This is a genomic window from Bacillus sp. FSL K6-0972 (assembly GCF_037976035.1).
Lineage (GTDB): Bacteria > Bacillota > Bacilli > Bacillales > Bacillaceae > Bacillus > Bacillus haynesii.
This window is the reverse complement of sequence record NZ_CP150260.1, coordinates 434,046-451,773: the sequence shown is the minus strand read 5'-3', so window position 1 is coordinate 451,773 and position 17,728 is coordinate 434,046. Positions and strand designations below refer to the sequence as shown.

Genomic DNA, 17,728 nt, shown 5'->3' with positions numbered 1-17,728 from the left:
TTGCTGAGATTAAAAGAAACGGTTGCATACAAAGATTTACCTTACAATATTCAATCACATTTGACAGCTCTCGTCAGCCGGGAAACGAAATGGGGAATGACGTGTTTTATCGTGTTGATGCTGGATATTCTATGCATATTACCTGTGCTGGCGAGCAAAGTCGAATTTTTCACTTTTGCCGCCGTCCCTGTCGCTATCCTGATCAATATATGGATGATCATCATGAATACTAGAAACATGACCGAATATCATCACCACCTTCAATATGTTCGTTTTATGGGCGTATCATTCAGCGGGATGTCATATTGCCAGTTGATCACAGCGCAAAAAATGATGGTTTCTGCTATCGGTTTTCATGTACCGCTGATCAGTCTGTCACTATTCATTTTTGCCGCCTTTATCTTCCTCGTCATTCGGTATTACCTGGTTGTTTTCCCTGATTCTAAAAAAGGCAAAAGGGAAACAGCAGCTCCGACAAGGATGCTCCTGGCAGCTGTTCCGGCAGGCGGTTTTGTAATAAGTCATGCCGTTTTGCGAGTTTCCGAGTCTGCCGTTTATTTGTTGATGAGTACCGTCTATCTGCTTATGGCTTGTTTATTTTCTATGATGGGGGTCAAATTCATCCACAAATACTTCTTCATCAAAGCGAATCAAGATATCATCAGTCAGCATAGGATTTAATGCACAAGGAGAGGTCATGTTTGAAAGGCAGAAATAAAATCATTCTCTCAGTTTATTCCCTACTTGCAGCAATCATTATTTTGACCGGCCTTGTCAAACCTTCAATGAACTGGAAGGAAAAGCTTGCCGTCATCGGCTTTATGTTCGTTTCAATTTCTTTATTCGCAGTCATCATTTATGTGTTCATAAATAAGCCAAAGAAAGATAAAGGCGCGCCCCGATGCAATATCGTCGCGAAAATCTTTTGGAAGAAATACAGAAAACCGTTCACGCTCTCTTTCTACTTCGTCGGCATCCTGATTTTGGGAACAACCGTGTTTTCCATGACCGGACTCACTTTCTTATGGAAATCCGCTGTGTTCACGGTTTTGTGTGCTGCGATATCGTGCGGCTTTTTTGCGGTTTATCAAACGGCGAATCAAATGCTGAACCGGTCTTGTTTGGAAAGAATGCCTGACGAAGAATGAGAAGCTTTTTATATCAGAAAAAAGTCTTGTTAAAAAACGCTGGAGTCCGCCATTCATAAAGGAGTTATGATGTCACCAGAAACTATTGTTGAATATACCGAATACTTAATCGCCGGTATGTTGGCCGCTCATTTCGCTTACAGTTTGGGTTTTTTAATCATTGCGAGTCACATGATCATTGAATATGAAAAAATGGTCTTTTTAAAACCTGAAAAATGGTCCCATAAAATTACGAATACATTCGTTTTTCTTCTTGTCGGCACCGGTTACTTCGTTTACAAACGGCTATTAAAATACAACTGGTTCCTGAGAAAACTGTATTTCGCCCTTTATCTTGTGGGCAGAGGCATTTTAAGCATCATCATCTTTTATATTTTTTCTTTTCTGATCCATCTCATTTTCAGCGTTTAAATCATTTACGATTGGAGTAATCTGCATGTCTAAATTTCTACAAAAACCAAGAAACAAAGCCATCTTATCCGTCTACCTGTTTTTCGTTTGCGGCTCCGTTCTCAGCTCTGTTCTGAATCCGGTGATGAGTCTGGGAGAAAAGCTGTTTATCCTCTGTTTTAATATTTTCTCGGCAACTTTATTCGCATTTCTCATTTATCTACTGCTAAATAAATTGATGAAAGATGAAGACCGCAAACGTCCGGCAGACCCCGAAAAAAACGGGATTAATCAAGTGATTTGGAAAAAATACAAAAAGCCGCTCATCCTGTTTGTTTATTTTGGCGGCGTGTTTTCCATCTGCGCTGTTATTATTCCCATGTCGATATATACCGTTGCTGAAAAGGTCGTGATCCTTTCGATCGCGATTATTATCATTACAATTGGCTGTATTTTGGCTTATAAAGTGACGAATAAAATGTTGCAGAAATGAAGAAAAGGACTATGATTCGCCATAGTCCTTTTCTTCATTTCCTTAATTCCCCCAGCGTCTCCTCCCACCGCCGCAAAACCGCCGCTTCATCCTTCAGCTCAATCTGAACACCGGAGATGATATCCGCATATTTTGCGATATCTTCCCGGGCCGCTTCGACGGTGCCGGCGAAGCGCGCTCTCGGGTGTTTGGCGTCTTTTAATTCGGGCAGTTTCTTTAAAGACAGCCGCACATAATGTGCTTTGCCTTTCCAGCAAGTGACGAAGAGCGCCCGGCCTGTTCTCGCGATGTTCGCGGTTGTCGTTGTGCCTTGCCAGAGAGCCAGGCGGATGTCGGTTTTGTTCAAGGCGAGGATTTCGCCGGCGCTGATCATCGCTGTGTGCGGCCAGCCGTCTTCTGTTACGGTCTGGAGCATCATCGCTTCGCGCCGCTTTCCGGCGAGTTTCTCTCCGTTTAACAGCTGAAATAATTCGTTTGATAGCTGAGCCATGCCGGATGCCTCCCTTTAGATTTTCCGATCTGGAACCGCCGGCACTTGTACGGCTGTTTCGACTTCAGAAGGGTCGATTTTAAAGGCCGGATTGTATTTTTCAGGATTTGTGATCGTCTCCGGCTCCGATGATCTCCAAGTGAAAAAGCAGTGCTGACATTGATAAACTTCCCAGGCTCCTTCAATGGGTGACTTGCTGACGGTTTCCGCTTTTTTTAATTCGCAGCGCGGACATGTATGCATGATGAAACACTCTCCTCTTTTATTGATTTAGCAGATTCATTAGTTTCGCTTCCCACTCTTTCGTTCCTATAGGGGAATCGAGCGGCTGTGAATAGTGTCCTCTTGTTTCCGGGGCCGCAGGCGTTGTCGCGTCCAAGATCATTTTGTGGGTGATTCCCGCCGGTTCAGAACCTGGATCAAGCGCCAGAACGGATAAATCCGGGATGATGACTGCATCGTGTTTTGGATGCATTTTCGTTGAAATTGCCCACATCACTTGCGGGAGGTTAAACGGATCGACGTCTTCGTCAACGAGGATCACCATTTTGCAGTAGCCGAGGCCGTGCGGGGTCGTCAGCGCGCGCATGCCGACGGCTTTGGCGAATCCGCCGTAGCGGCTTTTCGTTGATACAATGGCGATCAAGCCGTGCGTATACATCGCGTTTACCGCGACAATTTCATTCGGATATGCCTCTTTTAGCTGCTGGTAAAGCGGCACACATGTATTAATGCCGACCATGTAGTCAACCTCAGTCCAAGGCATGCCTAAATAGAGGTGTTCAAAGATCGGGTTGTTGCGGTGGCAGACGCGCTTGATTTTAATGATCGGCATGCTTCTTCCGCCTGAATAGTGGCCGGTAAACTCGCCGAACGGCCCTTCATATTCGCGTTCGCCCGCCAGAATTTCACCTTCAAGAACCACTTCCGCGCCCCATGGGATATCTAAGTTAGACAGTTTTGATTTGACGATTTTATAAGGCTCGCCTTGCAAGGCCCCTGCCATCTCGTATTCTGATTGATCGTATAAGAGCGGTGTGGATGCCGCCGTTGCAATGACCGGTTCGCAGCCGAGCGCAATCGTGACAGGCAGGTTTTCGCCGCGCTCTTCAGCCTGGCGCAGGTGGATCGCAATGTCATGCTGCGGGACGGGCTGAATGCCGAGGCGGTCTTTTCCTTTTACTTGCAGTCTGTACATGCCGACATTTTGTTTGCCGAAGTGTTCAGGATCCTCGACATCTCTGGAAATGACGCATGCCTTGTCTAAATAAAAGCCGCCGTCGCCTTGATTGATGCGGAAGAGCGGGAGAATGTCAAACAGGTTGATGTCTTCTGTGATGTCGTTTTCGTGAAACGGCGCTGTCTCCTCTCTTTGCACCTTTACAGGAAACTGATCATAACGGCGCGCGAATTCAAAGAATTGTTCTTTGACCGGCGTGTCCTTTGGAAGGCCGAGCATTAACGCGTGGTTCGGCCAGGAGCCGATGACATTCAGCGCGATTTGGGCATTGTTATAGCCGTAAATGTTGTTGAATAAAAGAGCGGGTGATTTGTCTCCGAGGTTGTTGGCGGCGCGTGCAGCGGCTCCCAAATCGGGTTCCGGCTTCACCTCTTCCTGAACTTCAAGAAGCTGTCCTTCTTTTTTCAGCGTATTTAAAAAATCTCTAAAATCTTGATAAGCCATTCTGTTATCCTCCTTATTTCTTCTGTTTCATTCCTTCCCAGCGCTTCGCTTCAGACAGATGGATTCCAAATTGGTCCAGCGTCCGGAATACGATATGGTCGACCATTTCGGTCAGATTTTGGGGATGATTATAAAAAGCCGGCATCGGCGGCAGGATCACCGCGCCCATTTTTGTCAGCTCAAGCATGTTTTCAAGATGAATCTGGTTCAACGGCGTCTCCCTTGTTAACAGAACAAGCTTTTTCCGTTCCTTCAGCATGACGTCCGCCGAACGGGTCAACAAGTTATCCGCCATACCGGTACGGATGCCCGCCAACGTCTTCATACTGCACGGTGCGACAATCATTCCGTCCGTTTGAAAGGAACCGCTTGAAATGCGGGCCGCCTGGTCTTTGTGGGAATACGTAAAAGATGCGAGCTTTTCTACGTCTTTCATGGTATATCCCGTTTCGTGCAGGATGGTTGCCGCTGCCCACGGAGAGATGACTAGGTGTGTCTCTGCGTCGGTTTTCTTCAGCCACTCCAGCATCCGCACGCCAAATATCGCGCCGGTCGCGCCCGTAATCCCGACAATGATGTTCATATGCGTCCCCCTTTCCCTCTTGGTGCTTCACTTAAAATGATACGCCTCTATTTACCATATTGAAAATATCTGTTAAATCTATATATAATACTTTAAAGGTATAAAAAGGAGGGCCGAGAAAATGGATATTCGCCAGTTAAAGTACTTCGTTACGATCGCACAGGAAGGAAAGATTACAACGGCGGCGAAGCGGCTTCATATCGCACAGCCGCCGCTCTCCAGACAGTTGAAGCAGATGGAAGAGGAGCTCGGAGTCGTTTTATTTGACCGGAACAAAAAGAAAAACCTGACGCTGACCTATGAAGGAGAAGTGTTTTTGAAAAGAGCAAAAGAAATCCTGCACAAGCTTGAGGATTCCATCTTGGAGGTTCGGGAGCTGCGTGAAGAAGTCAACGGAACCCTTGCCGTCGGCTCAACGATTTACTGCGCGGCCTTGCTGCTTTCGAAAGTCTCGAAGATCAGAGACATGTATCCGAATTTAATGTTTAACATTTGGGAAGGTGAGCCTTCACGGCTGAGCGAGCTCCTGGAAAGCCGGCAGATCGATGCGGCGGTCACGACAACGCCTTTCCACGGCAAAAATATCGAATCAAAAAGCCTGCCGGAGGTTCCATGCAAGCTCGTTCTTCCGGGGAATCAGTCGTATGGCTTAAAAGGGGAAGCCGGAATGAAAGAAATTGCCGGCCTGCCGCTGATTCTGCTCAGGCCGTCGCACGGAAAAGGGATTTACGATGAGGTCGTCCATCAATTTCAATCATTGGACCTTGAGCCGAGGGTCGTCTGTGAGTGCCATGATTCTACAACGCTGCTCAGCCTCGTCACTTCGGGATTCGGAGCGACGATTCTGCCGCTATCCATGCTGCCGGCGCATTTTGCACGGCATGTTCAGACGTTGGAGATTCAAGACAATCCGTTCATTCTGCAGCCGTCTGTCGTTTGGCGGTCCGGCAGTTTTCTGCCGAAGCCCGTAAGAGAATTTTTGGCTTTATTTTGATAATAAAAAAGAAAAGGCATCATGCCGATGCCCTCTCCTTTGTATTGGTTACAGCAGCTTCTTCCCTAACAGCGATTCGATCAGTTCGACGGCCGCCTCACCGGTTTTATTTTTGTGATCCAGTATCGGGTTGACTTCAACAAACTCGGCAGATGTAATGATATCTGCGTCATAGAGCATTTCCATCGCCAAATGGCTTTCCCTGTAGCTGATGCCTCCGACGACAGGGGTGCCGACTCCCGGAGCGTCGCTCGGATCAAGACCGTCCAGATCGAGGCTCAGATGAATGCCGTCGCAATTTGCTGACAGATACTCGATCGTTTCCTCTATCACCTTTGTCATGCCGAGCCTGTCGATTTCATGCATGGTGTAGACTTTCATGCCGGTTTCACGGATATATTTGCGCTCTCCTTCATCAAGCGAGCGCGCACCGATGATGACGACGTGCTCCGGTTTGATTTTCGGCGCATAGCCGTGGAGGTTGACCAGCTTTTCGTGGCCGACACCGAGACTTACCGCCAGCGGCATGCCGTGGATGTTGCCTGACGGCGATGTCTCAAGCGTATTTAGGTCTCCGTGTGCGTCATACCAAATCACGCCGAGCTGTTGATAGTGCTTGGCTACACCCGCCAATGTCCCGATGGCAATGCTGTGGTCTCCGCCCAGCACGAGCGGGAAGCGGCGCTGCTCGATGACATTGTCGACGATATCGGCCAGTTTGCGGTTTCCTTCCAGTACGGAAACTAAATTTTTCAGCCCTTCGTCTCCTTTTGGCTGATCGCGGTTGATCGGCACATCGCCCAGATCATCGATATCATAGCCCAGCTCTGTTAAGCGCTCCACGATATGAGCGTAGCGAATCGCGCTCGGTCCCATATCCACACCGCGCCGCGCCTGTCCTAAGTCCATCGGCATTCCAATCAGAGAAACTTGCTTATTCATCAATAACCACCTCATCGTTCGTTTTGTTTTGATAGATCATTGCTTCTTGTCGCTCTAGAGCCTGGCGTTTTTTCACAAACACGTGATAAACAAAGTAGCAGGCCGACATGAACAAAATCCCGCAGTACAATGCCATCCTCTGCTCTGAATCAAAGGCAAGGCTCACAAGGACGACGCTGTTTAAAATAAAACCCGCCAGCGGCAAATAAGGATAAAGAGGCGTTTTAAATTTCAAGTCTTCAACCTTACCGCCTTCTTTGACATATCGTCTGCGAAATAGCAGCTGTGATACCGTAATCGTGATCCAGCCGACTTGTGCGCTTAAACCGGCAAGAGACAAAAGCCAGATGTAAAGCGTTTCTGCGGCGACTACGCTTGAGACGAGGGACAACCCCGCAAAACCGAGCGTAATCCACAGCGCATTCATCGGAATCCCTCTTTTATTGACCCGGCTTAAAGCCTGAGCGGCCATTCCTTCTTTCGCAAGGGAATAAAGCATCCTCGTCGATGCGTACAAACCCGAATTCGCCACCGATAACAAAGCAATTAAAATGACAAAGTTCATCAGATCGGCGGCATACGGAATGCCAATTTGTTCAAATACGACAACGAACGGGCTTTCAACAACCCCCGCTTTTTCCCATGGAATCAACCCCGCCAGGACAAATACGGACAGGCCGAAAAACACGAGTGTCCGCCAGACCGTCTGTTTGATGGAGCGGGGCACCGTTTTTTCCGGATTTTCGCTTTCCCCCGCCGCGATCCCAATCAGCTCTGTCCCCTGAAAGGCAAAGTTGACGGTGATCATCGTGATAAAGATCGCGCCGAATCCGTTTGGAAAAATTCCGTCTCCAATCAGATTGGAAAAGAACGGTGCAGTCTGTCCGTCTTTCATATCGATGAGTCCGAACATCGCACCTCCGCCAAGAATAATAAACAGAAGGATGACGATAATTTTGATGCCGGACAGCCAAAATTCCGATTCCCCAAAGGCCTTTGCCGATAAAGCATTGAGTGAAAAAAGCAGCAGCCCGAAAATCAAACACCATATCCAGACGCCGACATCGGGAAACCATCTTTTCATCAGCTGCCCCGCCGACAAAAATTCCAAAGCGACCGTAACCGACCAACCGAGCCAGTAGATCCAGCCGACGGCAAACCCCGTAGCAGGCCCGATAAATTTTGTCGCGTACGTCTGAAAAGAGCCTGAAACCGGCATTGCCACTGCGAGCTCTCCAAGGCAAAGCATCGTAAAATACATGATCATTCCGCCCGCTAAATAAGAAAGAATCGCGCCGATCGGCCCGGCTTCATTGATCGTATATCCTGTTCCGAGAAAAAAGCCGGTTCCGATGACGCCGCCAAGCGAGATCATAAACAAATGGCGGGATTTCATCGTTCGTTTCAGTGTATATTGTTCACGGTTTTCATGATTCAAACCGCCTTCACCCCTTCCGTTTCCATTCTCCCTAATGTCAGCTCCCCTATGACATATAGACTATTTTTTAAATCTTCTGAACATTTTCCTTATATTTCAATTTTTGACAAACTTCGCACAAACATCGAAAAAACGGGCTGAACAATCCCCTTATTGTTCAGCCGTCCGCTTTACTTCGACAAAACACGGGTAATCTTTTCAATCGCCCAATCCAGATCCTCATTTGAAATGATAAGAGGAGGTGCAAAGCGAATCACCGTCTCATGCGTTTCTTTGCAGAGCAGCCCTTCTTCTTTCAGGCGCTCGCAATACGGACGCGCCGCCTCGGTCAGTTCTACCCCGATGAACAGCCCTCTGCCGCGCACTTCTTTGATTATAGGATTATCGATTTGCGAGAGCTTTTCTTTAAAGTATTCCCCAAGCTCCAGCGACCGTTCAGCGAGCCGCTCGTCTTCCAGCACTTCAAGGGCGGCAATCGATACGGCGCATGCAAGCGGGTTCCCTCCGAATGTCGATCCGTGCGAGCCGGGATTAAACACGCCAAGCACATCCCGGTTTGCAGCAATGCACGATATCGGGAATACGCCGCCTCCGAGCGCTTTTCCTAAAATGTACATGTCCGGTGTGACATCCTCCCAATCAGAGGCGAACATTTTACCTGTTCGTGCAAGCCCTGACTGTATTTCGTCAGCGATAAACAAGACATTGCGTTCTTTGCAGACTTCTGCTGCCTGTTTCAAAAAGCCTTCCGGCGGAATGACAATACCTGCTTCACCCTGAATCGGCTCAATTAAGAAAGCGGCTGTATTCGATGTGATCGCCTGTTTCAGCGCCTCCAGATCCCCGTATGGAATCAGCTTGATGCCGGGAAGCATCGGTCCGAAACCGCGTTTATACTCTTCTTCTGAAGAAAGCGACACAGCCAGCATCGTCCGGCCGTGAAAATTGCCTTCACATGCGATAATTTCCGCCTTATTGTCCGGAACGCCTTTTACATCATAAGCCCAGCGCCGGGCTGCTTTAATCGCAGACTCAACCGCTTCTGCCCCGGTGTTCATCGGGAGAACCATATCTTTCCCCGTTAATGAAGCGACCTTTTCATAGAAAGGACCAAGCTGGTCATTGTGAAAAGCTCTCGAAGTCAGGGTGATTTTGTCGGCCTGATCTTTTAACGCCTGAATGATTTTCGGGTGCCTGTGCCCTTGATTCACTGCGGAATAAGCGCTCAGCATATCCATGTATCGGTTGCCTTCCGGATCTTTCACCCAAGCGCCTTCCGCTTCAGAAATCACGATCGGCAGAGGATGATAGTTATTTGCCCCAAAATGTGCGGTTTGCTTCATAATTTTCTCGGACTTTGATAGAACCGTCATTCTGATTCCTCCTTCTTATTTTTGGACATACATGCCAGATGTCGTATTTTGTTTCACACTATCTTATATGCAAGTATCGTGCCAATCCTTAAAACCGCAAATTTTCAGAACATTGCATGTATAATTCGCAAAAATTTTGCGGTTTTTATTCAAAGGTGCAAAAATAAATGCATATTTTTTTGCACCTTTATCAAGTCTTCACTTAAAATGGAGACAGAGACGAACAAAGGGGGATGTCACTTGCTGAAGGATTACGATTTACTGAAGCTTATTTTTCAAAGAATTATAGATGAAATCGATATCGGCTTGCATGTCGTCGATGGAAACGGCACATCTGTTGTCTATAACAAAAAAATGAGCCAGATTGAAGGGATGGATGTCGGCGATGTGCTCGGCAAAAACGTGCTGGACGTGTTTACGTTTGCCAGCCAGCATGACAGCACTCTCCTGCAGGCGCTGCATCACGGGAAAACGAACAAAAACGTCAAGCAGACTTACTTCAATAACAAAGGCCAGGAAATTACGACCGTCAATCATACGTTTCCCATTATAGAAAACGGGAATACGAAAGGAGCGGTCGAGATTGCTAAAGATGTCACAAAGCTTGAGCGGCTGATCAGAGAAAATATGAACAAAACAGAAAACACAAAGTATACGTTTGACAGCCTGATCGGCGTCAGTCCGGCAATCAAGGAGGTCATTGAACATGCAAAGCGGGCGACCCGGACCTCTTCATCCATTCTGATCGTTGGCGACACCGGAACCGGAAAAGAACTGTTCGCCCAAAGTATACATAACGGAAGCCAGCGGTCGACGGGCCCATTCATCTCGCAAAACTGCGCAGCCCTCCCGGAAAGCCTCGTTGAAGGCCTATTATTCGGTACGGTTAAAGGCGCATTCACGGGAGCCGTCGATCGCCCAGGTCTTTTCGAACAAGCAGACGGCGGCACACTGCTCCTTGACGAAATCAATTCTTTGGACTTCAGTTTGCAGGCAAAGCTTTTGCGCGCGATTCAAGAAAAAACGATCAGGCGGATCGGCGCTTCGAAGGATACTCCGATCGACGTCAGGATCATCGCGACGATGAACGAAGATCCAGTCGACGCTGTCAGCGGCCAAAGGCTGCGAAAAGATTTGTATTACAGGCTGAGTGTCGTCACCTTGTTCATTCCTCCATTAAAAGACCGAAAGGAAGATATCATGCCGCTCACGCAGCATTTTATCGACAAATACAACGCATTGTTCCAAATGGAGGTCAAGGGTTTAGAAGAAGAGGTGCGGCGGTTTCTGCTTTCATACGATTGGCCGGGAAACGTCAGGGAGCTTGAACATTTAATTGAAGGTGCCATGAACTTGATGTCCTACGAAGACAAAATGGAGCTGATGCACCTTCCATTGCAATACAGGACGAAACCAGCGGCAAAAGAGCAGCTGCCGCAGCAGGGCTATGATCTGTTCGCCCCGCTTCCTTCCGCCTCAGCCGCTCCATTAAAGGAACAAATCGAGAATGCCGAAAAGTATTATATTCAAAAAACCGTTAAAAAATGCAATTACAATGTGTCACAAGCGGCGCGGGTTCTGGGGATCAGCAGGCAAAGCCTGCAATACAGGCTTAAAAAATGGAAGATCCGCTTTGATCAGGAATCAGAATGATCTTCTCTCCCTTTCATCACTAAAAACGTATTTCTTGACTCATACTAAAAAAGGTTTATGCTTTACTTTTGTAAGAGCCTTAAGTAAAATCATATCAACTAAATCCAATCAGAAAAGTGGGGAATAAAATGAAGAAAGCCATTTTCGCTGTATTATTGACGCTGTTGATCACCGTGATGGCCGCATGCGGCGCGTCAGGAGACAATTCTAAGGATAAAAACGCAGACGGCGACAGCCTCTGGTCTTCAATTAAAGATAAAGGCGTTTTGACTGTCGGTACTGAAGGAACGTACGAACCATTTACATTCCACGATAAGAAAACAGATCAATTAACAGGTTATGATGTCGAAGTGATGCAGGAAGTCGCCAAGCGCCTCAACCTGAAAGCTGAATTTAAAGAAACACAGTGGGACAGCATGTTTGCCGGACTCAACTCCAAGCGTTTTGACGTCGTTGCCAATCAAGTCGGGAAAAAAGAACGTGAAGATCAGTACGATTTTTCTGATTCATATACAACTTCCCAAGCCGTCGTTGTCACAAAAGCGGACAACAACGATATAAAGTCTGAAGGGGATGTCAAAGGGAAAAAAGCTGCACAGTCTTTGACAAGCAACTATAATGACCTTGCGAAAAACGCCGGAGCTGAAATCGAAGGCGTGGAAGGAATGGCTCAAGCGTTTCAGCTGATTCAGCAGGGCCGTGTCGACCTCACCTTTAACGATAAACTGGCGGTGCTGAACTATTTGAAGACATCAGGAAACAAAAACCTGAAAGTCGCTTTTGAAACAGGCGAGCCGCAAACTACGCATTTTGCTTTCCGCAAAGGAAGCGGCGAGCTGGTTGACAAGGTCAACTCCGCGCTGAAAGACATGAAAGAGGATGGCACACTCGCGAAAATAGCGAAGAAATGGTTTGGCGAAGATGTTTCTAAGTAATATACAAGCGGCGGCCATCGGCGCGGCGATCCCGTGGGATCTTGTGCGTGAGTCATTTTGGCCGATCTTTTTAAGGGGAATCTATTACTCGATTCCCCTTGCCATTCTCTCTTTTATATTCGGTATGATCATCGCATTGATCACGGCGCTGGCGAGAATGTCCAAATCCCGCATTTTAAGAGCGGTTTTCGGCATTTATGTCTCAGCGATCCGCGGAACGCCGCTGCTCGTTCAGCTGTTTATCATTTTTTACTTGTTTCCTGCGTTTCAAATCACGATTGACCCGTTTCCGAGCGCAATCATTGCCTTTTCATTAAATGTCGGCGCTTATGCATCGGAAATCATCAGGGCTTCCATCCTTTCTGTTCCGAAAGGACAGTGGGAAGCGGCTTATTCGATTGGAATGACTCAAAAAACGGCGCTTACCAGGGTCATCCTGCCGCAAGCTGTACGCGTGTCGATTCCGCCATTATCCAATACATTCATCAGCTTGGTTAAAGACACATCGCTTGCGTCACAGATTCTTGTTGCTGAATTATTCCGGAAAGCCCAGGAAATCGGGGCCAGCAACCTTGACCAAATTTTAATCATTTATATGGAAGCCGCATTTATCTATTGGATCATCTGCTTTGTTCTCGCGCTTGTTCAGCAGCAGATTGAACGGCGTTTGGACCGGTATGTGGCCAAGTAAGGAGGGAAATAGACAATGCTTGCGATCAAAGGGCTGAATAAATCCTTCGGCGAAAATGAAATCTTAAAAAAAATCGATCTGAACATCGAAAAAGGAAAAGTGATCGCCATTTTAGGGCCTTCCGGTTCCGGCAAGACGACGCTGCTTCGCTGCCTGAACGCTTTGGAAACTCCAAACCGCGGCATTCTTTCTTTTGACGATTTCACCATCGACTTTTCCAAGAAAAATAAACCGGCTGACCTCCTCCGCCTGCGGAGAAAGTCGGGAATGGTATTCCAGGCCTATCACCTGTTCCCGCACCGCACCGTGCTCGAAAATGTGATGGAAGGGCCTGTAAAAGTGCAAAAGCGCAATAAAGCAGAGGTCAAAAAGGAAGCCGTTCAGCTGCTGCAAAAGGTCGGCCTTGAAGACAAAATGGACCTCTATCCATTCCAGCTTTCCGGGGGACAGCAGCAGCGCGTCGGCATCGCCCGCGCCCTGGCCATCAAGCCTGAACTGATGCTTTTTGACGAGCCTACATCAGCGCTTGACCCCGAGCTGGTCGGTGAAGTGCTGAAAGTCATGAAAGACCTTGCAAATGAGGGCTGGACAATGGTTGTCGTCACCCACGAAATCAAATTCGCGCAGGATGTCGCAGATGAAGTCGTCTTTATCGACGGCGGCGTTATCGTCGAACAGGGTCCGCCTGAACAAATTTTCTCAGCCCCTAAGGAAGAAAGAACAAAACAGTTTTTAAACCGAATTTTGAATCCTGTATAAACAAAACAGCCTGATCTCTCCGGATCAGGCTGTTCTGTTTATTCAGCGGCTAATTTAAACTTGGATGCCGCTTGATTCAATTCTTCCGACAAAGCGGAAAGCTGCTGAATGGCCGATGCGATTTCCTGCATGCCGGCGCTTTGCTGCTCCGCTGCTGCAGCGACTTCTTCAGAACCTGCCGCCTGCTCTTCTGTAACGGAGGAAATCTGTTCCATCGCGGACGAAATGGTTTGATACGATTTTTCGACTTTTAACAATGACTGCAGCAATTGATCAGTGCGTTCGGCAAATTGAGAGATCCCTTTAAAAATACCTGAAAAATTCTCGTATGTGCCATTAATTAAAATCTGCCCTTTGTCAACCGCTTCATTTCCCTCCTGAATGCGTTCCATGACAAGCCGGCTGCTCTCCTGCGTGCCCGCCACAAGCTGGGAAACGGATAAAGCGGCATCTGCCGAGCGTTCAGAAAGCTTTCTGACTTCTCCCGCAACAACCGCAAAACCCTGGCCTTCTTCACCGACGCGGGCAGCTTCAATGGAAGCATTGAGCGCGAGCAAATTCGTCTGTTCGGCAATAGAGGAAATCATTCCGATGACTTTTTCAATTTCTTCGGTATGATTTTGCATCTCTGCTGCCGCTTGTTTGGACTCTTCCATCACGTTTTTAATCGTCTGGGTCTGCCGCAATGTTTCTTCGACAAGCTCCTGGCCTGTCTTGGAATCCTTGCTGACGCCTTCGGCAACGTTCTTCATCTCGTTTACTTCTTCTGTGACATGTGAAAGCTGATGATCGATTTCGGCAGCCGATGTATGGCAATCTGAAACGGAAGAGACAACTTCGTTGATTCCCTCGCTCATGCTGTTCATCGATTCAGCCACCTGGATTGCGCTTTCGCTCGATTCAGCCGATACATTTTTCAGCTGGAGGCTCGTCTTGGATACCTCTTCAGAGGAAGCTGAAATATGTCCGATCAACTGTTGTAAATTTTCGCTCATCCGCTTGAACGATTCGGCAAGCTTTCCTGCTTCATCACGGCTCTTGACAGAAATGTCGGCCGATAGATCGCCGTCGGCAATTTTTTCTGAAGCCTTCATCAGCTGCCTGATCGGCTTCGCGATATAAGAACCGAGAAAATAGGCCATGACCATGCCGAGCAGCAAGACAAATGCTGCGATCGCAACTGTATACCATTTCGCTTTTGCCGCTGTCGCCGGAATCACGGAAGCATCAAGGTCGATCCCCAAAATACCGACCTTTTCGCCGGAGCCGTTCTCAAGCGGCAGAAAAATCGACTGGTGGATGCCGTATTCGTCCTCATACACATCGCTTACCGTCTCTTTGTTTGTCGTCAAAGCTTCTTTCATTTCGGGAGAAAAGCTGTAATCCGTGCCGAAATCATCGGACGTATCCGACAGCACGAGAATCCGCTCCTTCCCGCCCTCATTGGAAAGGATGTAGATATTCTCAAGTTTGTTTTTCTTTTTCAGGCTGTCCACAGCCATTTTTGTCTGCTTGTAAAGCGGACTGTCTGCGGAATCGATCTCAAGCGGATTCCCGTCCAGACGTTTGATTTGGTTTTCAGCAAGATGAATATCGGTATAAAGGCGGTTTTGGAACTGCTGTTTCAGCTGCTCTGACAAGTCTTTGCTGATAAAAGTAAACACAGCTGAAAATGATGCGATCGTGATCAAAAGCACTAAGGCGACGCCAATCATAATTTTGACTGAAATGTGTTCTGTTAGCTTTTTCTTCAACGTTTTCATCGTCTATATCCCCTTTAATTTGTCATGAGAGATCCATGCTCCCGGCAGACTTCCTCAATATTTTCTTTTAAATAATCGATAATTCCCGGGACATGTTCAGGCATGGTATACGGAGAAATGACGAAAAATTTGCTGACGCACAGCGGTATCTCAGTTCCTTCACAGGACTTCACAAGCAAGTGTTTTTTCGTATCGCCAAAAAACATCTTGTCCCTTTTTGTTCCGAGCTTTTCAAATAATTTTTCAGTGAGTGCATTGTTTCTTTCCAGCTCTTGAATGGTGCATGCTCCCGAAATTTCGTCTTCAAATCTCGGCGCACCTTCAGGATAAATGCGGAACAGCGTAGACATGCCGCAGTTGTCCGGGTTCACAATATCGGCCTCCGGAATCTGCTGAGACAGCTGTTCCCTAAAATGCAGGTTGACTTCAAGAAATTGGGCGAGCAGCTTTTGATAGCCTTCATAGCCAAATGCCATCAGCGCACTGTACATACTGATCGAACTGGCCATGCGCGAACATTCCAGCGTGTAGCCCGTATGGTAGTCCCCATAGCCGCGGTGGCCGACATACGGCGTCTCATCAGGATCCAGATCGATCCGTTTTAAGTCATTGCGATCCTTCACAAGAAACAGGCTTGTCACATAAGGCGTCTGCCCGAGCTTCTGAAAATCAAAGCAAAGCGAATCGGCTGCATGCAGATGCCTCATTTTTTCCTGAATCGGTTTGATCATGCTGAGGACACCGGGACTGAAGGATAAAGCGTTCTCATTCAGATCGTACTCATTAAAAAAGGCAAAAAATCCTCCCAGGGCGGAATCGGCGTGGATATGCGGAACCGGCAGACCGAAGCTCTTCGCCGTTTCTTCAGCCGCACGGCGGACAGCGCTCACATCATCGATGCCGATCGCATCTGTCGTTCCTGTCGTAGCCACGATATAAACGGGAATGCCCCCGGCTTCGCAGACTTGTCTAAGCTTCGCTCGCAAATCTTCCGTATCCATGGAATGGTCGAGATTTGTTTTGACTTTAATTAAATGATCGCTGCCAAGTCCTGCGGCTTCCATCGACTTATACAAGCTGTAATGAGCCGCTTCAGAACAAAACGCATAGAAATTGCCGGGAACTCCTTCCTTCAGCGCTGAAGGCGCCATTTTGGCAATCGCGATTCTGAGGCCGCTGTATACCGCCCCTTGTCCTCCCCACGTTGTATATCCTCCGCTTGTTTCGGCATCATACCCCGCAAGCTTAGACATCATCGCCGTAACTTTCACTTCCGCCTCCGCTCCGGCTGGACCGTACACATCCCACAGGTTGTTGCCATTGACCATAAACGCCGTAAGCATGCCTAATATCCCCGGGATGCTGGCCATCGGCAGAATGTTCGTGAAAAAGTATTTGGTGTGATACGGATGGCCGTACAACAGCTTCAACAGCTCTTCGTTAACCTCTTTCATCGGCGCACCTTCATGCGGAATCCGACTCTCTGCAACCAGCTTTTCATAAAAGAAGCCCTCACGGTTCTTCTCGCCGCCAAGGTTGACCTGATCCGGGTTTTTCAGCTCATCCACTCCCTCGATCAGCTGCTCGATCAATGATAGGAATTCGTGTCTTTTTGCTTCATTTCCGTCTTCGCTCGGAAACCATTTCTGTACATCCGGTGTATTGCGTTGCTGCATGATTTTCTCTCCTGCCTTGTCTTTTATATTTCAGAAAAAGATTTCACTTGCCATATCGGTATAATCTTCCTATATTTTTAGGCTTTCGCTCAAAAAGTTCATGAAATTGTTTTATCTTTTACATTTTCTTTTAAATAAAAAAACTTCTTAACAATAGATTAAGAAGTTTTCGAATCATTTGAGCGCTATTTCCGTACAAATAGAATGATAAATTTATATTGGAAAGGATTTCTTTAAAATGAAACACGAAAAAGAGAAAAAGACTTTCAGCATGAGAATGGTGCTCAATGTGTTCGGTCTATTCGCCTTTATCGGCATGACAGTCGGCGCATATACCCAGGCTTATTACTTGGATGAACACCTCGAAATCCGCCGCCTTGTATACATGACGGCAAGAGAGTGGAAAGAATTTTTATTATTTGTGTCCGGGACGGCCGTTATCTATTTCGTTTTGGCAAATGTTCTTTCATTCAAGAAAAAACGCTGAAGAAAAGATTAGTGCTTTCGTCTTCTCCATTCCTTCGTTTCCTCTTTAAAGGCAAGATACAGACAGACGATTAAGGCAATGATCAAAGCGATCCAAACGGGCATCGCCAGAAAAGGTGCATAGTTCAATATAAACAACAGCGCCAGACAGGCTAAAAAGGCAAGACAGATCAGCCTAACTAAAAAAATCAACGCCATTCCCCCCTTTTTTCATAAAATCTGCTGTTTTT

20 protein-coding genes are annotated in these 17,728 nt (G+C 47.3%); 10 read left to right on the top strand and 10 right to left on the bottom strand.

Translation table 11 applies throughout. From position 1 onward, the window contains the following. From MKX80_RS02340 to MKX80_RS02325, 4 genes are all read left to right on the top strand, one after another. The gene (locus MKX80_RS02340; RefSeq protein WP_182069319.1) at window positions 1–681 is read left to right on the top strand and encodes a hypothetical protein; all 681 of its coding nucleotides are present in this window, start codon (window positions 1–3) and stop codon (window positions 679–681) included. 20 nt (window positions 682–701) lie between these two features. Next, window positions 702–1,148 carry a hypothetical protein gene (locus tag MKX80_RS02335; RefSeq protein ID WP_268293481.1) on the top strand — a complete coding sequence of 149 codons (447 nt, stop codon included), beginning with the start codon at window positions 702–704 and terminating at the stop codon, window positions 1,146–1,148. A 66-nt stretch (window positions 1,149–1,214) separates the two neighbouring features. Further along, complete coding sequence (locus tag MKX80_RS02330; RefSeq protein WP_261763612.1) at window positions 1,215–1,559, top strand: hypothetical protein; 345 nt, start codon at window positions 1,215–1,217, stop codon at window positions 1,557–1,559. Between the two features lie 25 nt (window positions 1,560–1,584). Continuing rightward, window positions 1,585–2,031 (top strand): hypothetical protein, encoded by a 447-nt coding sequence (locus MKX80_RS02325; RefSeq protein WP_268342659.1) that lies wholly within the window; start codon window positions 1,585–1,587, stop codon window positions 2,029–2,031. A 34-nt stretch (window positions 2,032–2,065) separates the two neighbouring features. Here MKX80_RS02325 and MKX80_RS02320 read toward each other — a convergent pair whose 3' ends face one another. From MKX80_RS02320 to MKX80_RS02305, 4 genes are read right to left on the bottom strand one after another with little or no spacing between them, the layout of a single operon-like run. After that, on the bottom strand, window positions 2,066–2,521 hold the full coding sequence (locus MKX80_RS02320; RefSeq protein WP_154998494.1) for a pyridoxamine 5'-phosphate oxidase family protein: 456 nt from the start codon (window positions 2,519–2,521) through the stop codon (window positions 2,066–2,068). Window positions 2,522–2,536: 15 nt separating this feature from the next. Beyond that, window positions 2,537–2,764 carry a non-oxidative hydroxyarylic acid decarboxylases subunit D gene (locus tag MKX80_RS02315; protein WP_154998496.1) on the bottom strand — a complete coding sequence of 76 codons (228 nt, stop codon included), beginning with the start codon at window positions 2,762–2,764 and terminating at the stop codon, window positions 2,537–2,539. Window positions 2,765–2,783: 19 nt separating this feature from the next. Beyond that, window positions 2,784–4,205, bottom strand: coding sequence for a non-oxidative hydroxyarylic acid decarboxylases subunit C (locus tag MKX80_RS02310; RefSeq protein WP_154998498.1), 1,422 nt, complete (start codon window positions 4,203–4,205; stop codon window positions 2,784–2,786). A gap of 13 nt (window positions 4,206–4,218) precedes the next feature. Further along, window positions 4,219–4,788: a non-oxidative hydroxyarylic acid decarboxylases subunit B gene (locus MKX80_RS02305; RefSeq protein ID WP_020450128.1), complete on the bottom strand. Its 570-nt coding sequence runs from the start codon at window positions 4,786–4,788 to the stop codon at window positions 4,219–4,221. A gap of 121 nt (window positions 4,789–4,909) precedes the next feature. Between MKX80_RS02305 and MKX80_RS02300 the strand changes: the two genes are divergently transcribed. After that, entirely contained in the window at window positions 4,910–5,782 is an 873-nt protein-coding gene (locus tag MKX80_RS02300) for a LysR family transcriptional regulator (protein ID WP_154998500.1), read from the top strand. A gap of 48 nt (window positions 5,783–5,830) precedes the next feature. Here MKX80_RS02300 and rocF read toward each other — a convergent pair whose 3' ends face one another. The 3 genes from rocF to MKX80_RS02285 form a co-directional block, all read right to left on the bottom strand. Next, entirely contained in the window at window positions 5,831–6,724 is an 894-nt protein-coding gene (gene rocF, locus MKX80_RS02295) for an arginase (RefSeq protein WP_154998502.1), read from the bottom strand. Next, the gene (locus MKX80_RS02290) at window positions 6,717–8,120 is read right to left on the bottom strand and encodes an amino acid permease (protein ID WP_234113136.1); all 1,404 of its coding nucleotides are present in this window, start codon (window positions 8,118–8,120) and stop codon (window positions 6,717–6,719) included. Before MKX80_RS02290 ends, rocF begins: the two co-directional genes overlap by 8 nt. 212 nt (window positions 8,121–8,332) lie before the next feature. Then, window positions 8,333–9,535: an ornithine--oxo-acid transaminase gene (locus MKX80_RS02285; protein ID WP_268342658.1), complete on the bottom strand. Its 1,203-nt coding sequence runs from the start codon at window positions 9,533–9,535 to the stop codon at window positions 8,333–8,335. Between the two features lie 240 nt (window positions 9,536–9,775). Between MKX80_RS02285 and MKX80_RS02280 the strand changes: the two genes are divergently transcribed. From MKX80_RS02280 to MKX80_RS02265, 4 genes are all read left to right on the top strand, one after another. Then, entirely contained in the window at window positions 9,776–11,188 is a 1,413-nt protein-coding gene (locus MKX80_RS02280; RefSeq protein WP_154998508.1) for a sigma-54-dependent Fis family transcriptional regulator, read from the top strand. Between the two features lie 128 nt (window positions 11,189–11,316). Further along, the gene (gene tcyA / locus MKX80_RS02275) at window positions 11,317–12,123 is read left to right on the top strand and encodes a cystine ABC transporter substrate-binding lipoprotein TcyA (RefSeq protein WP_154998510.1); all 807 of its coding nucleotides are present in this window, start codon (window positions 11,317–11,319) and stop codon (window positions 12,121–12,123) included. Next, window positions 12,110–12,814, top strand: a complete 705-nt coding sequence (locus tag MKX80_RS02270; RefSeq protein ID WP_043926244.1) for an amino acid ABC transporter permease — start codon at window positions 12,110–12,112, stop codon at window positions 12,812–12,814. The genes tcyA and MKX80_RS02270 overlap by 14 nt, the downstream gene beginning before the upstream one ends. A 15-nt stretch (window positions 12,815–12,829) precedes the next feature. Then, the gene (locus MKX80_RS02265) at window positions 12,830–13,573 is read left to right on the top strand and encodes an amino acid ABC transporter ATP-binding protein (protein ID WP_154998512.1); all 744 of its coding nucleotides are present in this window, start codon (window positions 12,830–12,832) and stop codon (window positions 13,571–13,573) included. A gap of 38 nt (window positions 13,574–13,611) precedes the next feature. On the opposite strand, the gene MKX80_RS02260 is transcribed toward MKX80_RS02265, so the two are convergent. Both MKX80_RS02260 and MKX80_RS02255 read right to left on the bottom strand, forming a co-directional pair. Continuing rightward, window positions 13,612–15,336, bottom strand: a complete 1,725-nt coding sequence (locus MKX80_RS02260) for a methyl-accepting chemotaxis protein (protein WP_268342656.1) — start codon at window positions 15,334–15,336, stop codon at window positions 13,612–13,614. 14 nt (window positions 15,337–15,350) lie between these two features. Beyond that, the gene (locus MKX80_RS02255) at window positions 15,351–17,012 is read right to left on the bottom strand and encodes a pyridoxal-dependent decarboxylase (RefSeq protein ID WP_268342655.1); all 1,662 of its coding nucleotides are present in this window, start codon (window positions 17,010–17,012) and stop codon (window positions 15,351–15,353) included. Window positions 17,013–17,250: 238 nt separating this feature from the next. On the opposite strand from MKX80_RS02255, the gene MKX80_RS02250 reads away from it, so the two are divergent. Next, the gene (locus tag MKX80_RS02250; RefSeq protein ID WP_234112616.1) at window positions 17,251–17,499 is read left to right on the top strand and encodes a hypothetical protein; all 249 of its coding nucleotides are present in this window, start codon (window positions 17,251–17,253) and stop codon (window positions 17,497–17,499) included. Window positions 17,500–17,507: 8 nt separating this feature from the next. Here the strand turns inward: MKX80_RS02250 and MKX80_RS02245 are convergent, their stop codons facing one another. Beyond that, complete coding sequence (locus tag MKX80_RS02245; protein WP_254115756.1) at window positions 17,508–17,696, bottom strand: hypothetical protein; 189 nt, start codon at window positions 17,694–17,696, stop codon at window positions 17,508–17,510. Between the last annotated feature and the right edge of the window lie 32 nt (window positions 17,697–17,728).